The sequence below is a fragment of the Micromonospora sp. R311 genome, from assembly GCF_056780015.1.
Window position 1 is genome coordinate 49,971 of record NZ_JBSWCE010000019.1, and the last position, 19,651, is coordinate 69,621.

General features: G+C 74.8%; 18 protein-coding genes. 13 read left to right on the forward strand and 5 right to left on the reverse strand.

Translation table 11 applies throughout. The features are described 5' to 3' along the window. Positions 1 to 77 precede the first annotated feature (77 nt). The 3 genes from AC1WTP_RS17760 to AC1WTP_RS17770 all read left to right on the forward strand — a co-directional run bounded on the left by AC1WTP_RS17760 (position 78) and on the right by AC1WTP_RS17770 (position 4,333). A complete protein-coding gene (locus AC1WTP_RS17760; RefSeq protein ID WP_481650440.1) occupies positions 78 to 1,514 on the forward strand; it encodes a magnesium chelatase ATPase subunit I in 1,437 nt (478 codons plus the stop codon). A 2-nt stretch (positions 1,515 to 1,516) separates the two neighbouring features. After that, positions 1,517 to 3,469 (forward strand): VWA domain-containing protein, encoded by a 1,953-nt coding sequence (locus AC1WTP_RS17765; protein WP_481650373.1) that lies wholly within the window; start codon positions 1,517 to 1,519, stop codon positions 3,467 to 3,469. A gap of 399 nt (positions 3,470 to 3,868) precedes the next feature. Beyond that, positions 3,869 to 4,333 carry a hypothetical protein gene (locus AC1WTP_RS17770; RefSeq protein WP_481650374.1) on the forward strand — a complete coding sequence of 155 codons (465 nt, stop codon included), beginning with the start codon at positions 3,869 to 3,871 and terminating at the stop codon, positions 4,331 to 4,333. Positions 4,334 to 4,362: 29 nt separating this feature from the next. Here AC1WTP_RS17770 and AC1WTP_RS17775 read toward each other — a convergent pair whose 3' ends face one another. Continuing rightward, entirely contained in the window at positions 4,363 to 5,364 is a 1,002-nt protein-coding gene (locus tag AC1WTP_RS17775) for a GlxA family transcriptional regulator (protein ID WP_481650375.1), read from the reverse strand. Positions 5,365 to 5,417: 53 nt separating this feature from the next. On the opposite strand from AC1WTP_RS17775, the gene AC1WTP_RS17780 reads away from it, so the two are divergent. Further along, positions 5,418 to 6,722, forward strand: a complete 1,305-nt coding sequence (locus tag AC1WTP_RS17780; RefSeq protein ID WP_481650376.1) for an MFS transporter — start codon at positions 5,418 to 5,420, stop codon at positions 6,720 to 6,722. A gap of 4 nt (positions 6,723 to 6,726) precedes the next feature. On the opposite strand, the gene AC1WTP_RS17785 is transcribed toward AC1WTP_RS17780, so the two are convergent. The 3 genes from AC1WTP_RS17785 to AC1WTP_RS17795 all read right to left on the reverse strand — a co-directional run bounded on the left by AC1WTP_RS17785 (position 6,727) and on the right by AC1WTP_RS17795 (position 8,315). After that, on the reverse strand, positions 6,727 to 7,443 hold the full coding sequence (locus AC1WTP_RS17785) for an RICIN domain-containing protein (protein WP_481650377.1): 717 nt from the start codon (positions 7,441 to 7,443) through the stop codon (positions 6,727 to 6,729). Between the two features lie 55 nt (positions 7,444 to 7,498). After that, positions 7,499 to 7,783: a DUF427 domain-containing protein gene (locus AC1WTP_RS17790; protein WP_447137329.1), complete on the reverse strand. Its 285-nt coding sequence runs from the start codon at positions 7,781 to 7,783 to the stop codon at positions 7,499 to 7,501. Between the two features lie 61 nt (positions 7,784 to 7,844). Further along, the gene (locus tag AC1WTP_RS17795; RefSeq protein WP_481650378.1) at positions 7,845 to 8,315 is read right to left on the reverse strand and encodes an aminoacyl-tRNA deacylase; all 471 of its coding nucleotides are present in this window, start codon (positions 8,313 to 8,315) and stop codon (positions 7,845 to 7,847) included. 94 nt (positions 8,316 to 8,409) lie between these two features. On the opposite strand from AC1WTP_RS17795, the gene AC1WTP_RS17800 reads away from it, so the two are divergent. From AC1WTP_RS17800 to AC1WTP_RS17840, 9 genes are all read left to right on the forward strand, one after another. Next, positions 8,410 to 9,810, forward strand: a complete 1,401-nt coding sequence (locus AC1WTP_RS17800; RefSeq protein ID WP_481650379.1) for an FAD-binding oxidoreductase — start codon at positions 8,410 to 8,412, stop codon at positions 9,808 to 9,810. Beyond that, positions 9,807 to 11,150, forward strand: coding sequence for a class I SAM-dependent methyltransferase (locus AC1WTP_RS17805; protein ID WP_481650380.1), 1,344 nt, complete (start codon positions 9,807 to 9,809; stop codon positions 11,148 to 11,150). The genes AC1WTP_RS17800 and AC1WTP_RS17805 overlap by 4 nt, the downstream gene beginning before the upstream one ends. Before the next feature lie 95 nt (positions 11,151 to 11,245). Then, complete coding sequence (locus AC1WTP_RS17810; protein ID WP_481650381.1) at positions 11,246 to 11,803, forward strand: helix-turn-helix domain-containing protein; 558 nt, start codon at positions 11,246 to 11,248, stop codon at positions 11,801 to 11,803. Further along, positions 11,796 to 12,671, forward strand: a complete 876-nt coding sequence (locus AC1WTP_RS17815) for an SRPBCC domain-containing protein (protein WP_481650382.1) — start codon at positions 11,796 to 11,798, stop codon at positions 12,669 to 12,671. The genes AC1WTP_RS17810 and AC1WTP_RS17815 overlap by 8 nt, the downstream gene beginning before the upstream one ends. Before the next feature lie 358 nt (positions 12,672 to 13,029). Further along, positions 13,030 to 13,872 carry a CHRD domain-containing protein gene (locus AC1WTP_RS17820; protein WP_481650383.1) on the forward strand — a complete coding sequence of 281 codons (843 nt, stop codon included), beginning with the start codon at positions 13,030 to 13,032 and terminating at the stop codon, positions 13,870 to 13,872. Between the two features lie 133 nt (positions 13,873 to 14,005). After that, entirely contained in the window at positions 14,006 to 14,239 is a 234-nt protein-coding gene (locus tag AC1WTP_RS17825; protein WP_447137307.1) for a zinc-ribbon domain-containing protein, read from the forward strand. A gap of 281 nt (positions 14,240 to 14,520) precedes the next feature. After that, the gene (locus tag AC1WTP_RS17830) at positions 14,521 to 15,915 is read left to right on the forward strand and encodes an MFS transporter (protein WP_481650384.1); all 1,395 of its coding nucleotides are present in this window, start codon (positions 14,521 to 14,523) and stop codon (positions 15,913 to 15,915) included. A gap of 81 nt (positions 15,916 to 15,996) precedes the next feature. Continuing rightward, positions 15,997 to 17,094 (forward strand): hypothetical protein, encoded by a 1,098-nt coding sequence (locus AC1WTP_RS17835; RefSeq protein WP_481650385.1) that lies wholly within the window; start codon positions 15,997 to 15,999, stop codon positions 17,092 to 17,094. Further along, a complete protein-coding gene (locus tag AC1WTP_RS17840) occupies positions 17,091 to 18,644 on the forward strand; it encodes a hypothetical protein (protein ID WP_481650386.1) in 1,554 nt (517 codons plus the stop codon). The genes AC1WTP_RS17835 and AC1WTP_RS17840 overlap by 4 nt, the downstream gene beginning before the upstream one ends. Positions 18,645 to 18,716: 72 nt before the next feature. Here AC1WTP_RS17840 and AC1WTP_RS17845 read toward each other — a convergent pair whose 3' ends face one another. Then, positions 18,717 to 19,643 (reverse strand): S41 family peptidase, encoded by a 927-nt coding sequence (locus AC1WTP_RS17845; protein ID WP_481650387.1) that lies wholly within the window; start codon positions 19,641 to 19,643, stop codon positions 18,717 to 18,719. Positions 19,644 to 19,651 lie beyond the last annotated feature (8 nt).

Genomic DNA, 19,651 nt, shown 5'->3' on the forward strand with positions numbered 1-19,651 from the left:
GAGCGGGGGTACCCGGCAACGAACGGGCACCCCCGCCCGGCCCGAGCTAGCGTGGTCGGGTGACTGCGCGCAACCCGATGATCCCGGTCCCTCCGGCCGACCTGCCCGGCACGCTCGGCGCGCTGCGGGCGGCCGGTCACCGGTACCGCACCGTCAAACAGGAACTCCGCGACAACCTGCTGGCCCGGATGCGCGCCGGCGCCGACCGCTTCCCCGGCATCGTCGGTTACCAGGACACGGTGCTGCCGGAGGTCGAGCGGGCGCTGCTCGCCGGGCACGACATGGTGCTGCTCGGCGAGCGCGGCCAGGGCAAGACCCGGCTGATCCGCTCGCTGGTGGCGTTGCTGGACGAGTGGACCCCGGTGATCGCCGGCTCGGTGCTCAACGAGCACCCGCTGCACCCGATCACCCCGGCCTCCCGGGCGCTGGTCGCCGAGGCCGGCGACGACCTGCCGGTCGGCTGGCTGCACCGCTCGATGCGCTACGGCGAGAAGCTGGCCACCCCGGACACCAGCGTCGGTGACCTGATCGGCGACGTGGACCCGGTCCGGTTGGCCCAGGGGCGCAGCCTCGGCGACCCGGAGACGATCCACTTCGGGTTGGTGCCGCGTACCAACCGGGGCATCTTCGCGGTCAACGAGCTGCCGGACCTGGCCGAGCGGATCCAGGTGGCGCTGCTCAACGTGCTGGAGGAGCGGGACATCCAGGTCCGCGGCTACCAGTTGCGGCTGCCGCTGGACCTGTTCCTGGTGGCCAGCGCCAACCCGGAGGACTACACCAACCGGGGCCGGATCATCACCCCGCTCAAGGACCGGTTCGGCGCCGAGGTCCGCACCCACTACCCGGTCGAGCTGGAGCTGGAGCTGGCCCTGATCCGGCAGGAGGCCGACCTGGTCGCCGAGGTGCCGGAGCACGTGCTGGAGGTGCTCGCCCGGTTCGCCCGGGCGGTGCGCGAGTCGCCGTCGGTGGACCCGCGCTCCGGGGTCTCCGCCCGGTTCGCCATCGCCGCCGCCGAGACGGTCGCCGCCGCCGCGCTGCGCCGCGCCGGCCTGCTGGCCGCCGCGGACACCACCGCGGGGGTACGCCCCGAAGCGCCGGTGGCCCGGGTCGGCGACGCGGTCTCGGTCACCTCCACCCTGCGCGGCAAGGTGGAGTTCGAGAGCGGCGAGGAGGGGCGGGAGATCGAGATCCTCGGTCACCTGCTGCGGACCGCCACCGCCGAGACGTTCCGGGCCCGGCTGGCCGGGCTGGACCTGTCCGGCTTCACCGGCCTGGTCGCCGAGGGCACCGTGATCGAGACCGGTGAGCTGGTCAGCTCGGCCGAGCTGCTGCGCCAGGTGGGCACCGTGCCCGGGCTGGCCAAGGTGCTGGACAAGCTCGGCATGGGCGACGCGCCCACCCCGGAGGAGGCCGCCGCCGGCGTGGAGTTCGTGCTGGAGGGGCTGCACCTGACCCGCCGGCTCGGCAAGGACGTCACCGAGTCCGGCCGCACCCGCTACGGCGGCCGGGGCTGAGCGTGGCCGGCAACCGGTTCCGGTACGGGCAGTGGCGCGGCGGTCCCGATCCGCTGGCGCCCCCGTACGACGTGCGCGAGGCGGTGGACGCGGTGGGCGCGGAGGTGCTCGCCGGCGGCAGCCTGCGGGAGGCGCTGCGCGACCTGCTGCGCCGGGGCCCGCAGGGCCGGGGCGGCCTGGACGACCTGGCCGCCCGGGCCCGGCGGCTGCGCCGCGAGGCGCTGCGCCGGGGGGACCTGGACGGGGCGGTGACCCGGTCCCGGGCGCTGCTCGACCAGGCCCTCGCGGCGGAGCGGGACGAGCTGCGCGGCCGGGACGACGCCGCCGCCCGGTTCGCCGAGGCGATGCTGGACAATCTGCCCCGCTCCACCGCCCGGGCGGTGGAGGAGCTGGCCGGCTACGAGTGGGCCAGCGACGAGGCCCGCCGGTCGTACCAGCAGATCCTCGACGGCCTGCGCGACGACGTGCTGGGCCAGCGGTTCGCCGGGCTGCGCGACGCGGTGCGGGCGTCCGCCGACCCGGCGGCGCAGCAGCGGCTGGCCGAGATGATGCACGACCTGAACGAGCTGCTGGCCCGGCACGCGCGGTCGGAGGACACCACCGACGCGTTCGCCGAGTTCATGCGCCGGCACGGCGAGTTCTTCCCGGAGCAGCCGAAGGACGTCGACGAGCTGGTGGACGTGCTGGCCCGGCGGGCGGCGGCCGGCGAGCGGCTGATGCGGTCGCTGTCCGACCGGCAGCGCGAGGAGCTGGCCGGACTGATGCGCCAGTCGCTCGGCGACCGGCTGGCCGGGGAACTGTCCGCGCTGGACGGGCACCTGCGCGCGCTCCGCCCCGACCTGGCGTGGGGGCGCGGCGAGCGGGTCCGCGGCGAGCAGCCGCTGGGCTACGGCGAGGCGGCCGGCGCGCTCGCCGAGATCGGCGAGCTGGACGAGCTGCTGGACGCCCTGGACCAGGACTACCCGGGGGCGACCCTGGACGACGTCGACGTGGACGCGGTGACCCGGACGCTGGGCCGGGACGCCGCCGACGACGTACGCCGGTTGCGGGAGCTGGAGCGGGAGCTGCGCCGGCAGGGCTGGGTGAGCCGGGACGCCGACGGGCTGACCCTGAGCCCGAAGGCGCTGCGCCGGCTCGGCGGCACCGCGCTGCGGCGGGTCTTCGCCGACCTGACCGCCGGGCCGCGCGGGCAGCACGACCTGCGTTCGGCGGGCGCGGCCGGCGAGGTCAGCGGCGGTTCCCGGCCCTGGGAGTACGGCGACGAGCAGCCGCTGGACGTGGTGCGGACGCTGACCCGGGCGGTCCGCCGGGCCGGGCCGGGCGTGCCGGTGCAGCTCGCGGTCGAGGACTTCGAGGTGGTGGAGACCGAACGGCGGGCCTCCGCCGCGGTGGCGCTCTGCGTCGACCTGTCCTACTCGATGATCTCGCAGGGCCGCTGGGGGCCGATGAAGCAGACCGCGCTGGCGCTGTCGCACCTGGTGGCGACCCGCTTCCCGCAGGACGCGCTGCAGATCATCGGGTTCGGCCGGCAGGCGCTGCCGCTGAGCCAGCAGGAGCTGGCCGCGGTGGAGCCGGACATGGAGCAGGGCACCAACCTCCAGCACGCGCTGCGGCTGGCCGCCCGGCACCTGCGCCGGCACCCGGACGCCGAGCCGGTGGTGCTGGTGGTCACCGACGGGGAGCCCACCGCGCACCTGGACCCGGACGACGGGGAGGCGCTGTTCCACTGGCCGCCGCTGCCGGAGACCATCGAGGCGACGATCCGGGAGGTGGACCGGCTCACCCGCTACGGCGCCACGCTCAACCTCTTCATGCTCGGCGAGGACGAGGGGCTGCGGCGCTTCGTGGACGCGGTGGCCCGCCGCAGCCGCGGCCGGATGTTCACCCCCGACCTCGACGACCTGGGCGAGTACGTCGTCTCCGACTACCTGCGCGCCCGCCACGGTCGCCGCTGACCCGCCCCGCGCACCGGTGCGGCGCTGATCGGGGCCGGCACGGCGAGGCGCCGTCGTGGCGTGCAGCCGGGTGCGGTCCCGGGGTTTCGGGCCCTGTCGAGCTGCCCCATCTGTACGGGCGCCTGGCCATTGCGCCGGCCCGTCGGAGTGCCGGCCGTCCGGGCAGCCTCCGCCGGCTGGGCACCTGCTGCCTCGGGTGCCGGCCGCCCGGTTGCCGCGTTCGCTGCCCCTGGTCCTACCGGTGGGGCAGCTCGACAGCGTCCCGTCAGTCGTTCCTCCGGCGATCCCGGAACTAGGCTGGCGGCGCGGGGACGGCGGTCGGCGCCGCCGGGTCCCGTCCGGGTGAACCGACCACCGGAACGCCCGACCGGCCGGCGCGGGCCGGGCTTCACTGAGCGTATGGACAGTGGGGCGTTACGGGACGCGTACGCGCAGGTGCTGGCCGAGGTCGACGCGGGCGGGTTCGGGCCGCCGCCGCAGGGGCAGCTCAGCGCCGAGCAGATCGTCGCCCACCTGGCCGCCAACGACGAGCTGATGGTCGAGGCGACCGAGGCGGTGCTGGCCGGCGCGCCGTTCGCCTACTACGACCTGGAGACCATCCACCGCCCGCAGGTCGACGCGCTGGTCGCCGAGTGCGGCGGGCTGGACCCCCTGGCCACCCTGCTGCGCGCCACCAGCCAGAAGCTCTGCGCGCTCACCGAGCGGCTCGGCCCGGCCGCCCAGACCCCCGTCGACACCCATCTGCGCGAGGGCTACGACCTCAACGTGGACGGGCCACTGCCCTGGGGCCGCACCCTCGACCTGCACACCCGGGTGCACCTGCCCAAGCACCTGGCACAGCTGCGCATGCTCCGTGCCGGCTGACCGGACGGGTGGCGCCCGCAGGGCGGCGGTCAGGCCGGCTCGGGTTGCCGGCGGAAGGCTCGGCGGTACGCCGACGGGGCCACCCCGATCCGCAGGTGCAGTTGCTGGCGCAGCGCGGCGGCGGTGCCGAAGCCGCAGCGGCGGGCCACCTGGTCGACGGTGAGGTCGGTGGTCTCCAGCAGCAGCCGGGCGTGGTCGGTGCGCTGCTGGAGCAGCCACTGCGCCGGGCTGAGCCCGGTCTCGGAGCGGAAGTGCCGGGTGAAGGTGCGGACGCTCATCCGGGCCTGCTCGGCCAGGTCGCGCAGGGTCACCGGCTCGTGCAGCCGCTGCCGGGCCCACTCCCGGGCGGCGGCGGTGCTGGCCCCGGCGACCCGCGGCACCGGCCGCTCGATGTACTGGGCCTGGCCGCCCTCGCGCCACGGCGGCACCACGCACCGGCGGGCCGCCCGGTTGGCCACCTCGCTGCCGTGGTCGGTGCGGATGACGTGCAGGCACAGGTCGAGCCCGGCGGCCACCCCGGCGGAGCTGAGCAGCCGGTCGTCGTGGATGAAGAGCACGGCGGGGTCGAGGTCGACCTCCGGGTGCAGCCGGCGGAAGCGGTCGGCGTACGCCCAGTGGGTGGTGGCCCGCCGGCCGTCGAGCAGCCCGGCGGCGGCCAGCACGAAGGCACCGGTGCAGATCGACACGAGTCGGGCGCCCCGCCGGTACGCCGCGCGCAGCGCCTCGGCCACCTCCGCGTCGAGGGCGCCGTCGGTCAGCGGCGACCCGCCGTGGATCCCGGGAACCACCACCGTGTCGGCGGTGGCGAGCAGTTCCAGGCCGTGGTCGGGGAGCACCCGGTAGCCGCCGCTGCTGCGGACCGGCCGGGCGCCGGGGGTGCAGACGTCGACGGTGTAGAGCGGCCGCTCGTCGTCGTCGCGGGCGGTCCCGAAGACCTGGGCGGGGGTGCCGAGGTCCAGGCCGACGACGTCGTCGAGGGCGAGCACCGCGACGCGGTGCCGGCGGAGGGTCATGGCCCGATTATTGCGCATGATGGCTTCCCGGCCACTCGTCGTTCGGGGGACGGGTCCCGAGACTCGACATCGTGACCCGATCCCGTCGCCTGCATCCGGCCTGGACCGTCGCCGCCGTCGCCTTCGTCGCGCTGGTCGGGGCGGCCGGGTTCCGCGCCGCCCCCTCGGTGCTGCTGCACCCGCTGCACGCCGAGTTCCACTGGCCGCTGGCCACCATCTCCGCCGCGGTCTCGGTCAACCTGCTGCTCTACGGGCTCACCGCGCCGTTCGCCGCCGCCCTGATGGACCGGTTCGGCATCCGGCGGGTGGTCACCGCCGCGCTGTTGCTGGTCGCGGCGGGCAGCGGGTTGACGGTCTTCATGACGGCGAGCTGGCAGCTCATCCTCTGCTGGGGCGTCCTGGTCGGGCTGGGCACCGGGTCGATGGCGCTGGCCTTCGTGGCGACCGTCACCGGGCGCTGGTTCGTGCACCGCCGGGGACTGGTGACCGGCGTGCTCACCGCCGGCGGCGCGACCGGCCAGCTGGTCTTCCTCCCGCTGGTCGCGGTGCTGGTCGGCGAGCACGGGTGGCGGTCGGCGGCACTCGTCGTGGCCGGGGCCGCGCTGGCGGTCGTACCGCTGGTGGTGTGGCTGCTCCGCGAGCACCCGGCGGACCTGGGCCTGCCGGCCTACGGCGCGACCGAGGTGACGCCCCCGGCGCCGACGGCCGGCGGGGCGGCCGGGCGGGCCCTCGGCGCGCTGGCCCAGGCCGCCCGGACCCGGCCGTTCTGGCTGCTGGCCGGCGGCTTCGCGATCTGCGGCGCGACCACCAACGGGCTGGTCGGCACGCACTTCGTGCCGGCCGCGCACGACCACGGCATGCCGCAGACCACCGCGGCCGGGCTGCTGGCGCTGGTCGGGCTCTTCGACATCGCCGGCACCATCGCCTCCGGCTGGCTGACCGACCGGGTGGACAGCCGGCTGCTGCTCGGCGCCTACTACGCGCTGCGCGGTGGCTCGCTGCTGGTGCTGCCCGGGCTCTTCGCGGCCACCGCCGAGCCGAGCATGCTGGTGTTCATCGTCTTCTACGGGCTGGACTGGGTGGCCACCGTGCCGCCGACGGTGGCGCTGTGCCGGGAGTACTTCGGCGCGTCCGCCGCGGTGGTCTTCGGCTGGGTGTTCGCCGCGCACCAGGTGGGTGCGGCGCTCGCCGCGACCGGCGCGGGGCTGGTCCGCGACCAGCTCGGCGACTACGCGCCGGCCTGGTACGCCGCCGGGGCGCTGTCGATCGGCGCGGCCGGGCTGTCCCTGCTGCTGCGCCGCCGGGGCGCCCCGGCCGCGCCGCCGGCCGTCCCGGTGCCGGTGACCGGCCGGCGGGCGTGGAGCTACCGGGGCTGACCGGTCAGGCCAGGTTCCACTGCTGTTCGACGGCGCCGGTGCAGGCGGCCTGTTCCACGTCGTCGCCGACCTCGGTGCCACCGTCGTCGACCTGCCCGCACCGGCCGCTGTGCACCGCGACCAGCAGCACCGGGCCGGTGCCGGTCGGGGTCAGCCGCCACTGCTGGTTGGGCTGGCCGTGGCAGGGGAACTGGAGCAGCTTCGTGCCGTCGTCGGTGCTGCCGCCCTCGACGTCGAGGCACTGCCCGGAGGCGGCGTTGGTCAGGGTCACCACGTCCGGGCCGGCCGGGTTGACCACCCACTGCTGCTCCGGCCCGCCGGTGCAGACGGCGAGCTGGGCCGGCGCCCGTTCCCCGGCGCCGTCCAGGCCGAGGCAGAGCCCGGACGCCGCGGCCCGGAACACCCGCGGCCCGGCGGTCGGTGCCGCCGGGGTGGTGGGGGCGACCGCCGTCGGCGAGGGCGTGGCCGGATCGCTGGGCGGTGGCTCGCTCGCCGTGGTTTCGGGCGCCGTCGACGGGGTGCCGGCGGCCGCCGGCACCACCGGCTCGTCACCGCCACCGCCGAGCACCCCGGTGGCGAAGAACGTCCCGAGCAGGACACCGGCCAGCGCGACGCCGAGCGCCGCCCGCATCAGCGGGTCGCGGGGCAGCCCCGGGCGGGACGCGCGCCGGCCGCCGTAGACCGTGCCGGCCGGGTCGTTGCGCTCTTCTCCGACGCTCATACCGGCATCCTGGCCCACCCCGGCCGGCGACGGCCAGCCGGGTGACCCGACGCGCTCAATCGACGACCTGGACGTCCTTCCAGAAGGCGACCCGGTCGCGGACCATCTCCGCCTCCGGCTTCGGGTCGGGGTAGTACCAGACCGCGTCGGGGCTGGTCCGGCCCGCGTGTTCCAGCGTGTAGTAGGAAGCGGTGCCCTTCCACGGGCAGACGGTGTGGGTCGCCGACTCGCGGATCAGGTCCGCGCGCAGCGCGGCCCGGGGGAAGTAGTGGTTGCCCTCCACCAGCACGGTGTCGTCGCTCTCGGCGACGACCAGGTCGTTCCAGACGGCTTTCGGCATGGCTCCCACGCTATGCCGGCCGGCCGGCGTCGGCCAGCGCGCCGGGCCCGGTGGGCCCGCGTCAGCGGGTCGGCTCCGGGTCGGTGACGTCGGCGACCGTCGCCGCCAGCACGTCCAGCGCGCGGTCGGCGTCCACCGCCACGGCCACCCCGTGCTCGCCGGCGCCGAGGGTGATCTGCCGGCCGCGCAGCCGCTGGTCGGCGACCACCGGCCAGGCGGTGGTGGCGCCGAACGGGGTGATGGTGCCCCGCTCGTAACCGGTCACCGCCTTCGCGGTCGCCGCGTCGGGCAGCGAGAGCCGGCTGACCCCGAGCAGCGCGCGCAGCTTCGGCCAGGAGATCACCCGGCCCCCGGGGGCGAGCACGAAGAGGTGGTCGTCCGGGCCGCGCCGGACGACGATGGTCTTCACCACGTCCGGTACGGCGACGCCGCGCGCCTGCGCGGCCTCGGTCAGGCTGGTGACCGGCCCGTGCCGGATCACCCGGTAGGGCAGGCCGCTGGCGTCCAGGGCGGCGAACGCGGGGGAGGGCATGCCGGCCACGGTAACCGCCTCGATCGGCCCGTGATGCGAAATGGCCACCGTGGACATCCCACGAATTTCACCTCGTGGCGCGTACAGTGATCTCATGTGCGCGGTCCGTGTGGATCATCATTCGGTCGACCACGACGGTGCGGTGGCCCAGCTGCGGCGGTCCTACGCCGCGGTGCCCGCCGGTGAGCCGGTCCGGCTCGCCAAGCGCACCTCCAACCTGTTCCGCCCGCGATCCGCGCCCCGCGCGCCGGGGCTGGACGTCAGCGGGCTGACCGGGGTGCTGGCCGTGGACCCGGCCGCCCGCACCGCCGACGTGCAGGGCATGTGCACCTACGAGGACCTGGTCGACGCGACCCTGCCGCACGGGCTGATGCCGCTGGTGGTGCCGCAGCTACGCACCATCACCCTGGGCGGCGCGGTGACCGGCCTGGGCATCGAGTCCACCTCGTTCCGCAACGGCCTGCCGCACGAGTCGGTGCTCGAGCTGGACGTGCTCACCGGCGCCGGCGAGATCGTCACGGCCCGGCCCGAGGGCGGGCACGCCGACCTGTTCGCCGCGTTCCCCAACTCGCTGGGCAGCCTCGGCTACGCCACCCGGCTGCGCATCGAACTGCAGCCGGTGGGCCGGCACGTGGCGCTGCGCAACGTGCGGTTCACCCGGCTGGAGGAGCTGGTCGACGCGATCGCCGAGGTGAGCGCCACCCGCTCCTGGGCCGGGGTCACCGTCGACGCGATGGACGGGGTGATGTTCAGCCCGGGCGAGGCGTACCTGGTGCTGGGCACGTTCACCGACGACGCGGGCGAGGTCAGCGACTACACCGGCCAGGACATCTACTACCGGTCGCTGCGCCGGCGCACCCGGGACGCGCTGACCGGCTACGACTACCTGTGGCGCTGGGACACCGACTGGTTCTGGTGCTCGGCGGCGTTCGGGGTGCAGCACCCGGTGGTCCGCCGGATCTGGCCGGCGCGGTGGCGGCGCAGCGACGTCTACCACCGGCTGGTCCGGCTGGAGCACCGGCACGGGGTGGCCGCGCGGATCGACCGGTGGCGCGGCCTGCCGGCGCGGGAGCGGGTGGTGCAGGACGTGGAGATCCCGCTGGAGCGGACGGCGGAGTTCCTGCGCTGGTTCGCCCGCGCCGTCGGGATGAGCCCGGTCTGGCTCTGCCCGCTGCGCCTGCGCGAGCCGGCCGGTCCCGGATCGGCCCGGGCCTGGCCGCTGTATCCGCTGCGGCCGGGCCAGGACTACGTCAACATCGGATTCTGGGGGAGCGTGCCGATCGCGGAGGGCGCCGCCGACGGCGACGTCAACCGCGCGATCGAGCGCGAGGTGTCGGAGTTGGGCGGGCACAAGTCGCTCTACTCCGACGCGTACTACGACCGGGCGTCCTTCGACCGGCTCTACGGGGGCGAGACCTGGCGCGCGGTGAAGGACCGTTACGACCCGGACCACCGGCTGACCGGACTGTACGAGAAGGCGGTTGCACGACAATGAGCCTGACCGATCGAGACCAGGGAGCGGCGAGCACTCCCGCCACCCCGCCGGCGGGGGGCCGGCGTACGGGTTTGACCGTGGCCGACGTGATCCGCGCGGTGACCACCGGCGCCCTGCCGGTGCGGATCACCGCGTACGACGGCAGCGCGGTCGGCCCGGCGGACGCCGGGATCACCCTGGCCGTCCGCTCCGAGCGGGGGCTTTCCTACCTGCTCACCGCCCCGGGTGACCTGGGCATGGCCCGCGCCTACGTCAGCGGTGACCTGGCGCTGGAGGGGGTCCACCCGGGCGACCCGTACGAGGCGCTGCGGGTGCTCAAGGACGAGCTGCGGCTGCGCCCGCCGTCGCTGGCCGAGGGGCTTAACCTGGTCCGCCGGCTGGGCTGGGAGCGGCTGCTGCCCCCGCCTCCGCCGCCGCAGGAGGCCCAGCCGCGGTGGAAGCGGGTGGTGAACGGGCTGCGGCACTCCCGCACCCGGGACAGCAACGCGATCTCCCACCACTACGACGTGTCGAACGCCTTCTACGAGAAGGTGCTCGGCCCCTCGATGACGTACACCTGCGCGCTCTTCCGCAGCCGCGACGACACCCTCGAGCAGGCCCAGGCGGCCAAGTACGACCTGGTCGCCGGCAAGCTGGCGCTCAGGCCGGGGATGCGGCTGCTCGACGTGGGCTGCGGCTGGGGCGGCATGGTCCGGCACGCGGCCCGCGAGTACGGCGTCAAGGCGCTCGGCGTGACGCTGTCCCGGGCGCAGGCGCAGTGGGCGCAGGCGGCGATCGAGCGGGAGGGGCTGACCGAGCTGGCCGAGGTGCGCCATCTCGACTACCGGGACGCGCCGGCCCAGCAGTTCGACGCGATCTCCTCGATCGGCCTGACCGAGCACATCGGGGTACGCAACTACCCGGCCTACTTCAGCTTCCTGCGCGACCGGCTGCGTCCGGGCGGGCGGCTGCTCAACCACTGCATCACCCGGGCGGACAACCACGCGCCGCACCGGTCGGGCGCGTTCATCGACCGGTACGTCTTCCCGGACGGGGAGTTGGCCGGGCCGGGCCGGGTGATCAGCGAGCTGCACGACGTGGGGCTGGAGGTGCACCACGAGGAGAACCTGCGCCAGCACTACGCGCTGACGCTGGCCGGCTGGTGCCGCAACCTGGTGGAGCACTGGGACTTCTGCGTCGACGAGGTGGGGGCCGGCACGGCCCGGGTGTGGGGGCTGTACATGGCCGGCTCCCGGATGGCGTTCGAGCGCAACGGCATCCAGTTGCACCAGGTGCTGGCCACCCGTAACGGGCCGGACGGGGCGAACAGCTACCCGCTGCGCCCGGACTGGCTGCCCTGAGCCGGACAGGCGCCTGACGAAAGCCGCGCCGGACCGGCGCGGCTTTCGTCGAACCCATTGACAAAGAAGTTTTGTACGTACAAACTGATTTTGCCATGAGAGAAGTCCTGTACCTGGAGCAGATCGAGCAGGCCGAGGCCCTGCTCAAGCCGCAGCGCGTCGAGGTGCTGCGGCAGCTGGCCGAGCCGCGCACCTGCACCGAGGTCGCCGCCCGGCTGGAGCAGACGCCGCAGCGCGTCTACTACCACGTCAAGCAGCTGGTGGCGGCCGGCCTGGTCGAGCGGGTCAGCGAGCGCAAGGTCCGCGGCATCACCGAGGGCATCTACCAGGCGGCGGCCCGGTCCTACTGGCTCTCGCCCCGGCTGGTCGGCCGGATCGGGCTGCGCCGGGCGCGGGACGAGCTGAGCCTGGGCTACCTGCTCGACCTGATGGAGGAGGTCCAGGCCGACATCGCCGGGCTCGACCGCGCCGCGCCCGAACTCCCCTCGGTCGGGGTGTCCGGCGAGATCCGGGTGCCGGCGGCGCAACGCCAACAGTTCCTGCACGACCTGCAGGCCGCCCTGCAGGACCTTTTCACCCGCTACGGCGGCGCCGAGGGAGACGCCTTCAAGCTCGCCGTGGCCTGCTATCCGAAGGGGAAAGACCGTGAGTGAACCGATGAAGCTGCACGCCCGCCTCGCCGCGCCGGTCGAGACCGTCCGCCGCGCCCTGACCGACCCCGCCGAGCTGCGCGTCTGGCTGGCCGAGCACGCCGAGGTCGAGCTCCCGCACCGGTACGAGTTCTGGGGCCGGCACACCCCCGAGGGCGACGTCGCGCACCAGCGGCTGCTGCACGTCGACGACGACACGCTGCGCTTCGCCTGGACGCTCGACGGAGTGGAGACCACCACCGAGTTCACGCTGGGGGCCGAGAGCCCGGAGAGCACCGTGATCACGCTGAGCCAGAGCCACTTCGACTTCACCGAGGCGATGACCGGCAGCAGCATCCGGGGCGTGCTGCAGACGTTCTGGAGCCTGTCGATCGCCAACCTGGCCGCCCACCTGGAGGGCCGGCCGCTGCTGCCCAAGGTCGACTTCACCTCGGCGGAGCTGCGCGGCGAGTTGCTCATCGACGCCCCGATGGCCGAGGTCTACCGGTCGCTGACCGACTCCGAGCAGGCCAGCGCCTGGTTCGGCTACCCGATCGGCATCGAGCCCTGGGTCGGCGGCCGCTACGCGATGGGCGGCTTCGAGGCCGGCTACGCGGCCAAGGTCATCGACCTGGAGCCCGGCCGGAAGATGTCCGTGGACTGGGGCCCCACCGGCGTGACCACCTGGGAGCTGGCCGAGTCGGCCGGAAAGACCAAGTTGACCTTCGTGCAGAGCGGCTTCGACGAGCAGCACCCGCCGTACGCGGCCTGGGCCGGGTCGGTGGCCGGGCTGGCCGAGCTGCGCCGCTACCACGAGGTTGCGGACTGGCAGCCGATCTGGCTGGAGGCGGAGATCCCCGGCCTGGAGGCCGAGGCGGCCACCGCCGGCTGACCCGCCACCGCGCCGGGCCCCCGGGCCGGCCGGCGAACCGAAGTGCCTGACCCGCTGACGGGGGCCAGGCACTTCGGCGTGTCGTAGGAGAAACGCCGCACGGCGACCGGTCGACGGCAGAGGTTGCAGTTCGCTCATAGCGCTCGTAGGCCACTGACGGTCGGACCAGTGAAGATGTCTCAGGTTTCCGCCAAACATGGGACAATTTCACCATAGGGCGCTAATCGATCCCGAGCGCCGGAGGTCCCGACGTCACGTCTCTCCGGCGCGCGGCGCCTTCGCATGCCTGCGTCCCGGGGTGGACGAGCACTACGCCGTCGGCTCCGGGCCCGGGCCCCGTCTAGGAGGGGAACGACAGATGCTGATCCGATGGACTCGACTGTGGACAGTGGCGGTGGCGGCCAGCGCGGCGGTGGCGGCCACCGCCCTGGGAACCGCAGCCATGGGCGACGGGCGGGACGACTCGGGCGACAAGCGCGAGTCGCACGACTCCCGCGGCTCGTGGGACTGGAGCGACTCCCGGGGCAAGCAGGTCGTCCGGGCCAAGCTCAGCGGCTACGAGGAGGACCCACTGACCATCTCCACGCCCGGCTTCGGCCGGTTCGTGGCGCACATCGACGAACGCAACAAGGAGATCAAGTACAAGCTGACCTACGACGAGCTGAAGGACGTCGAGCAGGCGCACATCCACTTCGGAGGCCGGCACCAGAGCGGCGGGATCGCCGCCTTCCTGTGCTCGAACCTGAAGGACGCCAAGGGCGGGGCGCCGAAGCACGTGCCGGCCTGTCCCAAGTCCCCGGCCAAGGTCGAGGGAACCATCAAGCGGGATGACGTCGTCGGCCCCGCCGCGCAGGGCATCGAGCCGGGCGAGTTCGACGAGCTCGTCGACGCGATCGAGGCCGGTGTCACGTACGTCAACGTGCACACCAAGAAGTACCCGAACGGCGAGATCCGGGGCCAGATCAAGAGCGACGACGACCGGAAGTGCGACCGGAACCGGGACAAGGACCACGAGGACCGTGGCTGGGACAAGGACCACGAGGACCGGGACTGGGACAAGGACCGGGACCGGGATAAGTGCGACGAGGACCGGAACCGGGACAAGGACCACGAGGACCGGGACTCGGACAGGAAGGGCGACGACCGGGACCACGGCAAGGACGGCGACCGCTGGCCCGCGTGGATGAACTCCAACGAGTGACCCTGTCGACGTGACAGGCTGAACGCCCGAACCGGTACGACGGGACGGGCGTTCAGCCGTTGCCTCGCCGGGTCCGTCGCGTCACGACGCCATCGGTGGTGAGGAACGACGTCCCGCTGGGTAATGCCGGGCGATGTTCTTCATCTTCGGACTCCGCACCAAGGTCACCCAGTCGGGCGTGATGCAGCAGGTCTGCCGCAACTGCGGGAACCACGCCGCGCAGGTGATCACCCGCCGGTCGACGAAGTTCAGCCTGTTCTTCATCCCGATCATTCCGATCCGTACCCGCTACCTGCAGCAGTGCACCTTCTGCGGCGCCCAGTACGAGATCCCCAAGGCCGACGCCCAGCGCCTCCCGGTCGGCTGACCGCGCCCCGATGACCCGCTTCCTCTGCTGGCTGATCGGCCGACGACCCGAGGTCGGGCCGCCGCTGCACTCCGTCTCCCGGCCGCCCTGCACCCCCGGCCACCGTCGCCGGCGTCGGCGCGACCGCCGTCCGCTGGCCGGCACCGCGCTGCCCCGTTCTCCCTGGAACCGCTCGACCGGCCGGTAGCCCCGCCGCCGGCCTCGTTGTGATCTTCGACCCGGAGCGGATCGCGCCCCCACCCGCGGCACTTACGCTGGGGCGGCCGTCCGAACGGGGAACCGTGCGCAACCATCCGGCCGTCGTGCTGGTCGCCGTCCTGCTGTCCACCCTCTCGCTGCCGGTGTCGCTGACCGGCGCGTCGGTCGCCCTGCCGGACATCGGTCGCGATCTCGACGCGGGGCTGGCCGGCGTGCAGTGGGTGGTCAACGCCTACAACGCGACCTTCGCCAGCTTCATGCTGGCCAGCGGTGCGCTCGCCGACCTGCTCGGCCGGCGTCGGGTCTTCGCCACCGGCGTCGCGATCTTCTCCGGTGCGGGGCTGCTCGGCGCGGTGGCCGACGACATCGTGCTGCTCGACGTCCTGCGCGCGCTGGCCGGTGTCGGTGCGGCGGCCGCCGCGACCAGCGCCTCGGCGATCCTCGCCGGCACCTTCCACGGCCGTGCCCGGGCCCGCGCCTTCAGCGTCTTCGGCACGACGATCGGCGTCGGCCTGGCGTTCGGCCCGTCCATCGCCGGGCTGCTCATCGACGGCTTCGGCTGGCGGGCGGTCTTCGCCGCGCCGGCGCTGGCCGGGCTGGTGGTGCTGGCCCTGGTGCCGCTGCTGCCCGAATCCCGCCAGCCGCACGGCGGCCGGATCGACTGGCCGGGCACGGTGTCGTTCACCGCCGCGCTGCTGCTGGTCATCTTCGGTTTCGTGCAGGGACCGGAACACGGCTGGGACGATCCCGTCATCGTCGCCGCGTTCGCCGCCGCGCTGGCGCTGCTGGTGCTCTTCGTCCGGGTCGAGCGGCGCCGCGCCGAGCCGATGTTCGACCTGGCGCTGCTGGCCAGCCCCCGGTTCCTCGGCATCTGCCTGGCGGCGGCCACCATCGTGGCCGTGCTCGTGCCGCTGCTGGTCTACCTGCCGTCGTACCTGACCACGGTGGTCGGGATGAGTCCGGCCGAGGCCGGCGCGACGCTGATCCTGCTCACCGCGCCGACGCTGGTCCTGCCGCTGCTCAGCGGGGTGCTGACCCGGGTGGTCCCGGCCCCGGCGGTGATCGTCGCGTCGGTCGCGGTGGTGGCCGTCGGCGCGGCCTGGGCCACCGTGCTCGGGCCGGGCAGCGACGCCGCCGCGCTCGCCGGGCCGCTGCTCACCATCGGCGTCGGGGTGGGCCTCTCGATGGGGCTGCTCGACGCGCTGGCCATCGGCAGCGTCGCGCCGGCCCGGGCGGCGACCGGCGCCGGGATGATCAACACCGCCCGGCTGGCCAGCGAGACGGTCGCCATCGCGGTGGTCGGCGCGGTCGTCGCCAGCACCACGGCCGGCCGGCTCGCCGACCCGGGGTTCACCGGCGGGCTGCGCGTCGTGCTCTGGTCGATGGCCGGGGTGGCGCTGGTGGCCGCCGCGCTCGTCGCCGCCCTGGTGCGCCGCGGCGTACCGGCGCCGGTGCCGGTCGCCGCCGGCGGCCGCTGAGCCCGCCGCTGCCGGCGACCGCCGGTGTTCGGCCGCGGCGCGGGTGGCACGGAGCGGGTCCGGGCCTATCCTGGGCGGATCATGACGAGCAGCGAGCAGCGACTGGCCGCGATCCGCGGCGGGGTGCCGCCCCGGCGGCACAACGCCCGCACCATCGCCGCGCTGACCGGCAACCCGGGCTGCGCCCGGCGGGCCGTGCTCGACGGCGCCGGGGTGGACAAGCCGAAGCTGGCCGAGCGGATCGGCTTCCCGGCCCGGTTCGGGCAGTCCCGGTTCGCCATCACCCGGGGCAACGCGTTCGAGGCGCAGGTCAAGGCCGACGGCGGCGCGGAACTCCTGCGGCTGGTGGCGGAGCGGCTGGGGGTGCCGCCCGGCGACCGGGCCGACTGGACCGACCTCGGCGCCGACGACCTGCCGGACCGGCAGCGGCGCTCCCGCGAGGTGCTCACCGCCGCCGTGCCGACCGGGGCGGACGAGCCGGCGGCACTCTTCGACCACCCGCTGCTCGGCCTGGACGTCGCCGGCCGGCGGGTACACCTGGAGCCGGACCTGGTCGCCGCCCGGCTCGCCGGCCGGTTCCACGTGGTGGAGATCAAGTCGTTCCCGGTGATCGACGGGCAGGCCGACCCGGGCAAGGTGGCCGCGGCGGCGATCCAGTCGGCGGTGTACGTGCTCGCGCTGCGCGAGCTGCTCGCCGCCGAGGGGCACGACCCGGAGCTGGTGTCGCACGACGTGGTGCTGATCTGCCCGCGGGACTTCGCCAACCAGCCGGTGGCCAGCCTGCTCGACGTGCGTAGGCAGTTGCTGGTGCTGCGCCGCCAGTTGGCCCGGATGGCCCGGATCGACGCGCTGCTGGCGGCCGTGCCCGAGGACTTCACCGCCGACCTGACCGCCGACCCGGCGACGCTGGCCGCCGCGCTGTCCACCGTGGAGGCGCGCTACGCGCCGGAGTGCCTGGCCGCCTGCGAGCTGGCGTACTTCTGCCGGCAGGAGGCGCGCGCGCAGACCGCGGTGCTGGGCCGGTCGGTGCGCGAGGCGCTCGGCGGCGTGCCGGCCGTGCCGGAGGCGCTGGCGCTCGCCGCCGGTGAGCGCACCCCGGAGCCGGAGCAGGCGGAGGCCGCCGCGCTGCTGCGTGCCGCCGCCCGGTTGCGGGCCGACGCCCTCGGGCTGCCGGCATGAGTACGCTGCGCGCGCTGGCGAAGGCGCAGGCGCTCGCCGCCGGGGTGGCGCAGCCGGTGGCCACGGTGCGCCACCTGCACCTGTCGCGGCGGCCGCTGGTGCTGGTGCCGCTGGCGATGGCCGGCGAGGCGAACGCCCCGCTGGCGATGCTGGTGGGGGCGGCGGCGGACGAGGCGCGGCTGCTGATCGTGCCGCAGCCCCGCAACCGGGACCAGCGCTTCGCCTTCGCCGCCGAGCTGGCGGCGGTGCTGCTGCCGTACCTGGAGGGGCACCGGGCGGTCAGCGAGGCGGTGGCGGTGGACCGGGGCCGGGACGTCCGGTACCGGTACGTCGACGCGCCGCAGCTGCTGGTGCCGAACCCGGCGGGGATCACCTTCCTGCGGCTGCTCGGCCGCTCCACCCGGTTCCGCCGGCCGGACGGCGATCATCCGGTGCACCCGTCGGTGCCGCTGCTGGGCCGCTGGCTGACGTTCTTCGCCGAGCGGGCCGAGCAGCCGGGCTCGTCGGCGCTGGTGGCGATGACCGACGCGCTGACCCTGCACTGGGCGACCGGGCAGAGCGCGGTGGAGGATCTGCACCTGCCGGCGCTGCTCGGCTGGATCGACCCGCCGGCCGGGCTCACCGGTGCCGAGGCGGCGGCCCGGGCCGAGGACCCGACGGTCTGCCCGCCGGCCGGTCCGGCCACCGATCCCGACTTCGACAACCGGCAGCTCGCCCCGGCCATCGCCCGGTACGCCGCCGCCGAGGCGGATCCGGTGGCCCGCGCGCAGGCGTACGCGGAGCTGGAACGGCTGCTGCGCGACCAGCTCACGCCCACCTGGGAGCTGATGTGGCGCGGCGTGGAACTGCTGCGCGCGATGCCGCCGGGCGCCCGGGTCGAGGGCCGGTGGGCCGGTGACCGGGACGCGTTCACCGGCCACGCGGAGCACGTCGACGCCGGTGGCGGCCCGCAGCCGCGGCGCGACGGCGCGGTGGCCGCGGCCCAACGGCTGCACCGGCTGGAGCGGGCGCTCACCTCGTACGCGGTGCAGCGCGCCTACGACGACCCGCTGGTGATGGCCGAGCACCGGCTGGCCGGCGCGGCGTTCGTCGGCGAGGTGACCCTGGCCGACCCGAAGCGGGTGGACGACAGCGGCAAGCGGCCGGTGCTGCGGCCCCGGATCCAGCTGGTCACCACCGAGCCGGTGCCGGTGCCGGTCGGCGCGACGCTCTACTCGCCGGCCCGGCCGGCGCAGAAGGCCCGGGTGGTCTTCCTGACCCCGGCCGCCGACGGCAAGACCGAGGTGGTGCTGGAACTCTCCGGTGGGATGGGCCGCGGCCTGACGGCGGCGCCGGGCAGCGTGCCGGAGGTGGGGGAGCGGCTCTGCTACACCACCCTGTCGGAGGCCTTCCTGCCGGCGGCGACGTTCCCCGCCGTCGAGGAGACCCCCTGGACCCACGGCGGCCCCCCAACCCCCGCCCCACCGGTCCCCACCCCGCCGGTGGCCGCCCACCCACCGCCCGCCCCTCCACCCGCCCCGGACGCCGACCCCGACGAACCCTGGACCTGACCCCCCCGGGACCCCTGTTGATCATGAGGTTGGCGGCGGTGTCGATCTCCGTTCCTGCCGCCAACCTCATGATCAACGAGTCGCGGCGGGGGTGCGGGCGACGGCGCTCTGGGCGGCCTCCACAGCGTCGGGGGCGGGGACCTCGAGGTCGGGGGTCACCCCGACGCCCTCCCAGTTGGTGTCGGTGACCGGGTTGACCGGCCGGGCGACCGGGACCGAGAGGTGCAGGTGCGGGTGGACCGGGAACCCCGTCCGCGGGTGGGCGCCGCCGCCGGTGCGTTCGCCGACGACCGTGGCGCGGCCGTGCTGCTGGAGGGCGTACGCCAGCGACTCGCCGCCGGAGAAGGTCGTCGCGCTGGTCAGTACGGCCAGCGGCCGGCTGCCGCCGAAGCGCACTCCGCTCGGCGGCGCCGGGCTCCAGAACTGGCGGTCCGGAAGGTGGCGCTGGCACATGGTGTAGAGGTGCACCGGGCGGTCGAAGAGGTGGCCGCAGACCAGCAGCTCCATCTCCGGGTCGCCGCCGATCGTCTCGCGCAGGTCGAGGATCAGGGCGTCGGCGTCGGCGACCAGCCGGAGCGCGGCGGTCATCGCCGGCCCGGCGAGCGCCGGGGCGAAGAGCGCGGGTTCGACCCGTAGCAGGGCGACGTTGCCGGGCAGCCGCTCCACCCGGTGGATGCCGCCCATGCTGTCGCGGGCCATCCGGGGCAGCTCGTCGGCGAGCGGGTCGCCGCCCCCCTCCGGCAGCGGCCGGTCGTGGAACGTCACACGCAGATGGCGGTCACCGTTGATCGACTGGAGCGTCCCGGTGAGCGTGTCGGCCAGCGCCGCCCAGGACGACACCTGCCGGCCCGCCGCCAGCTCGGTCCGGAGCAGCCCGGCGAGCCGGGCGGCGACGTCCGGAAAGATGTAGTGCTCCTCGACCAGCCGAGCGGCGCGCTCGACCACCTCGGCGATCTCGGCCTGCTGCGCTGGCTGTTCCCGGGTGTGCAGAGACGTCATGTCCGCAG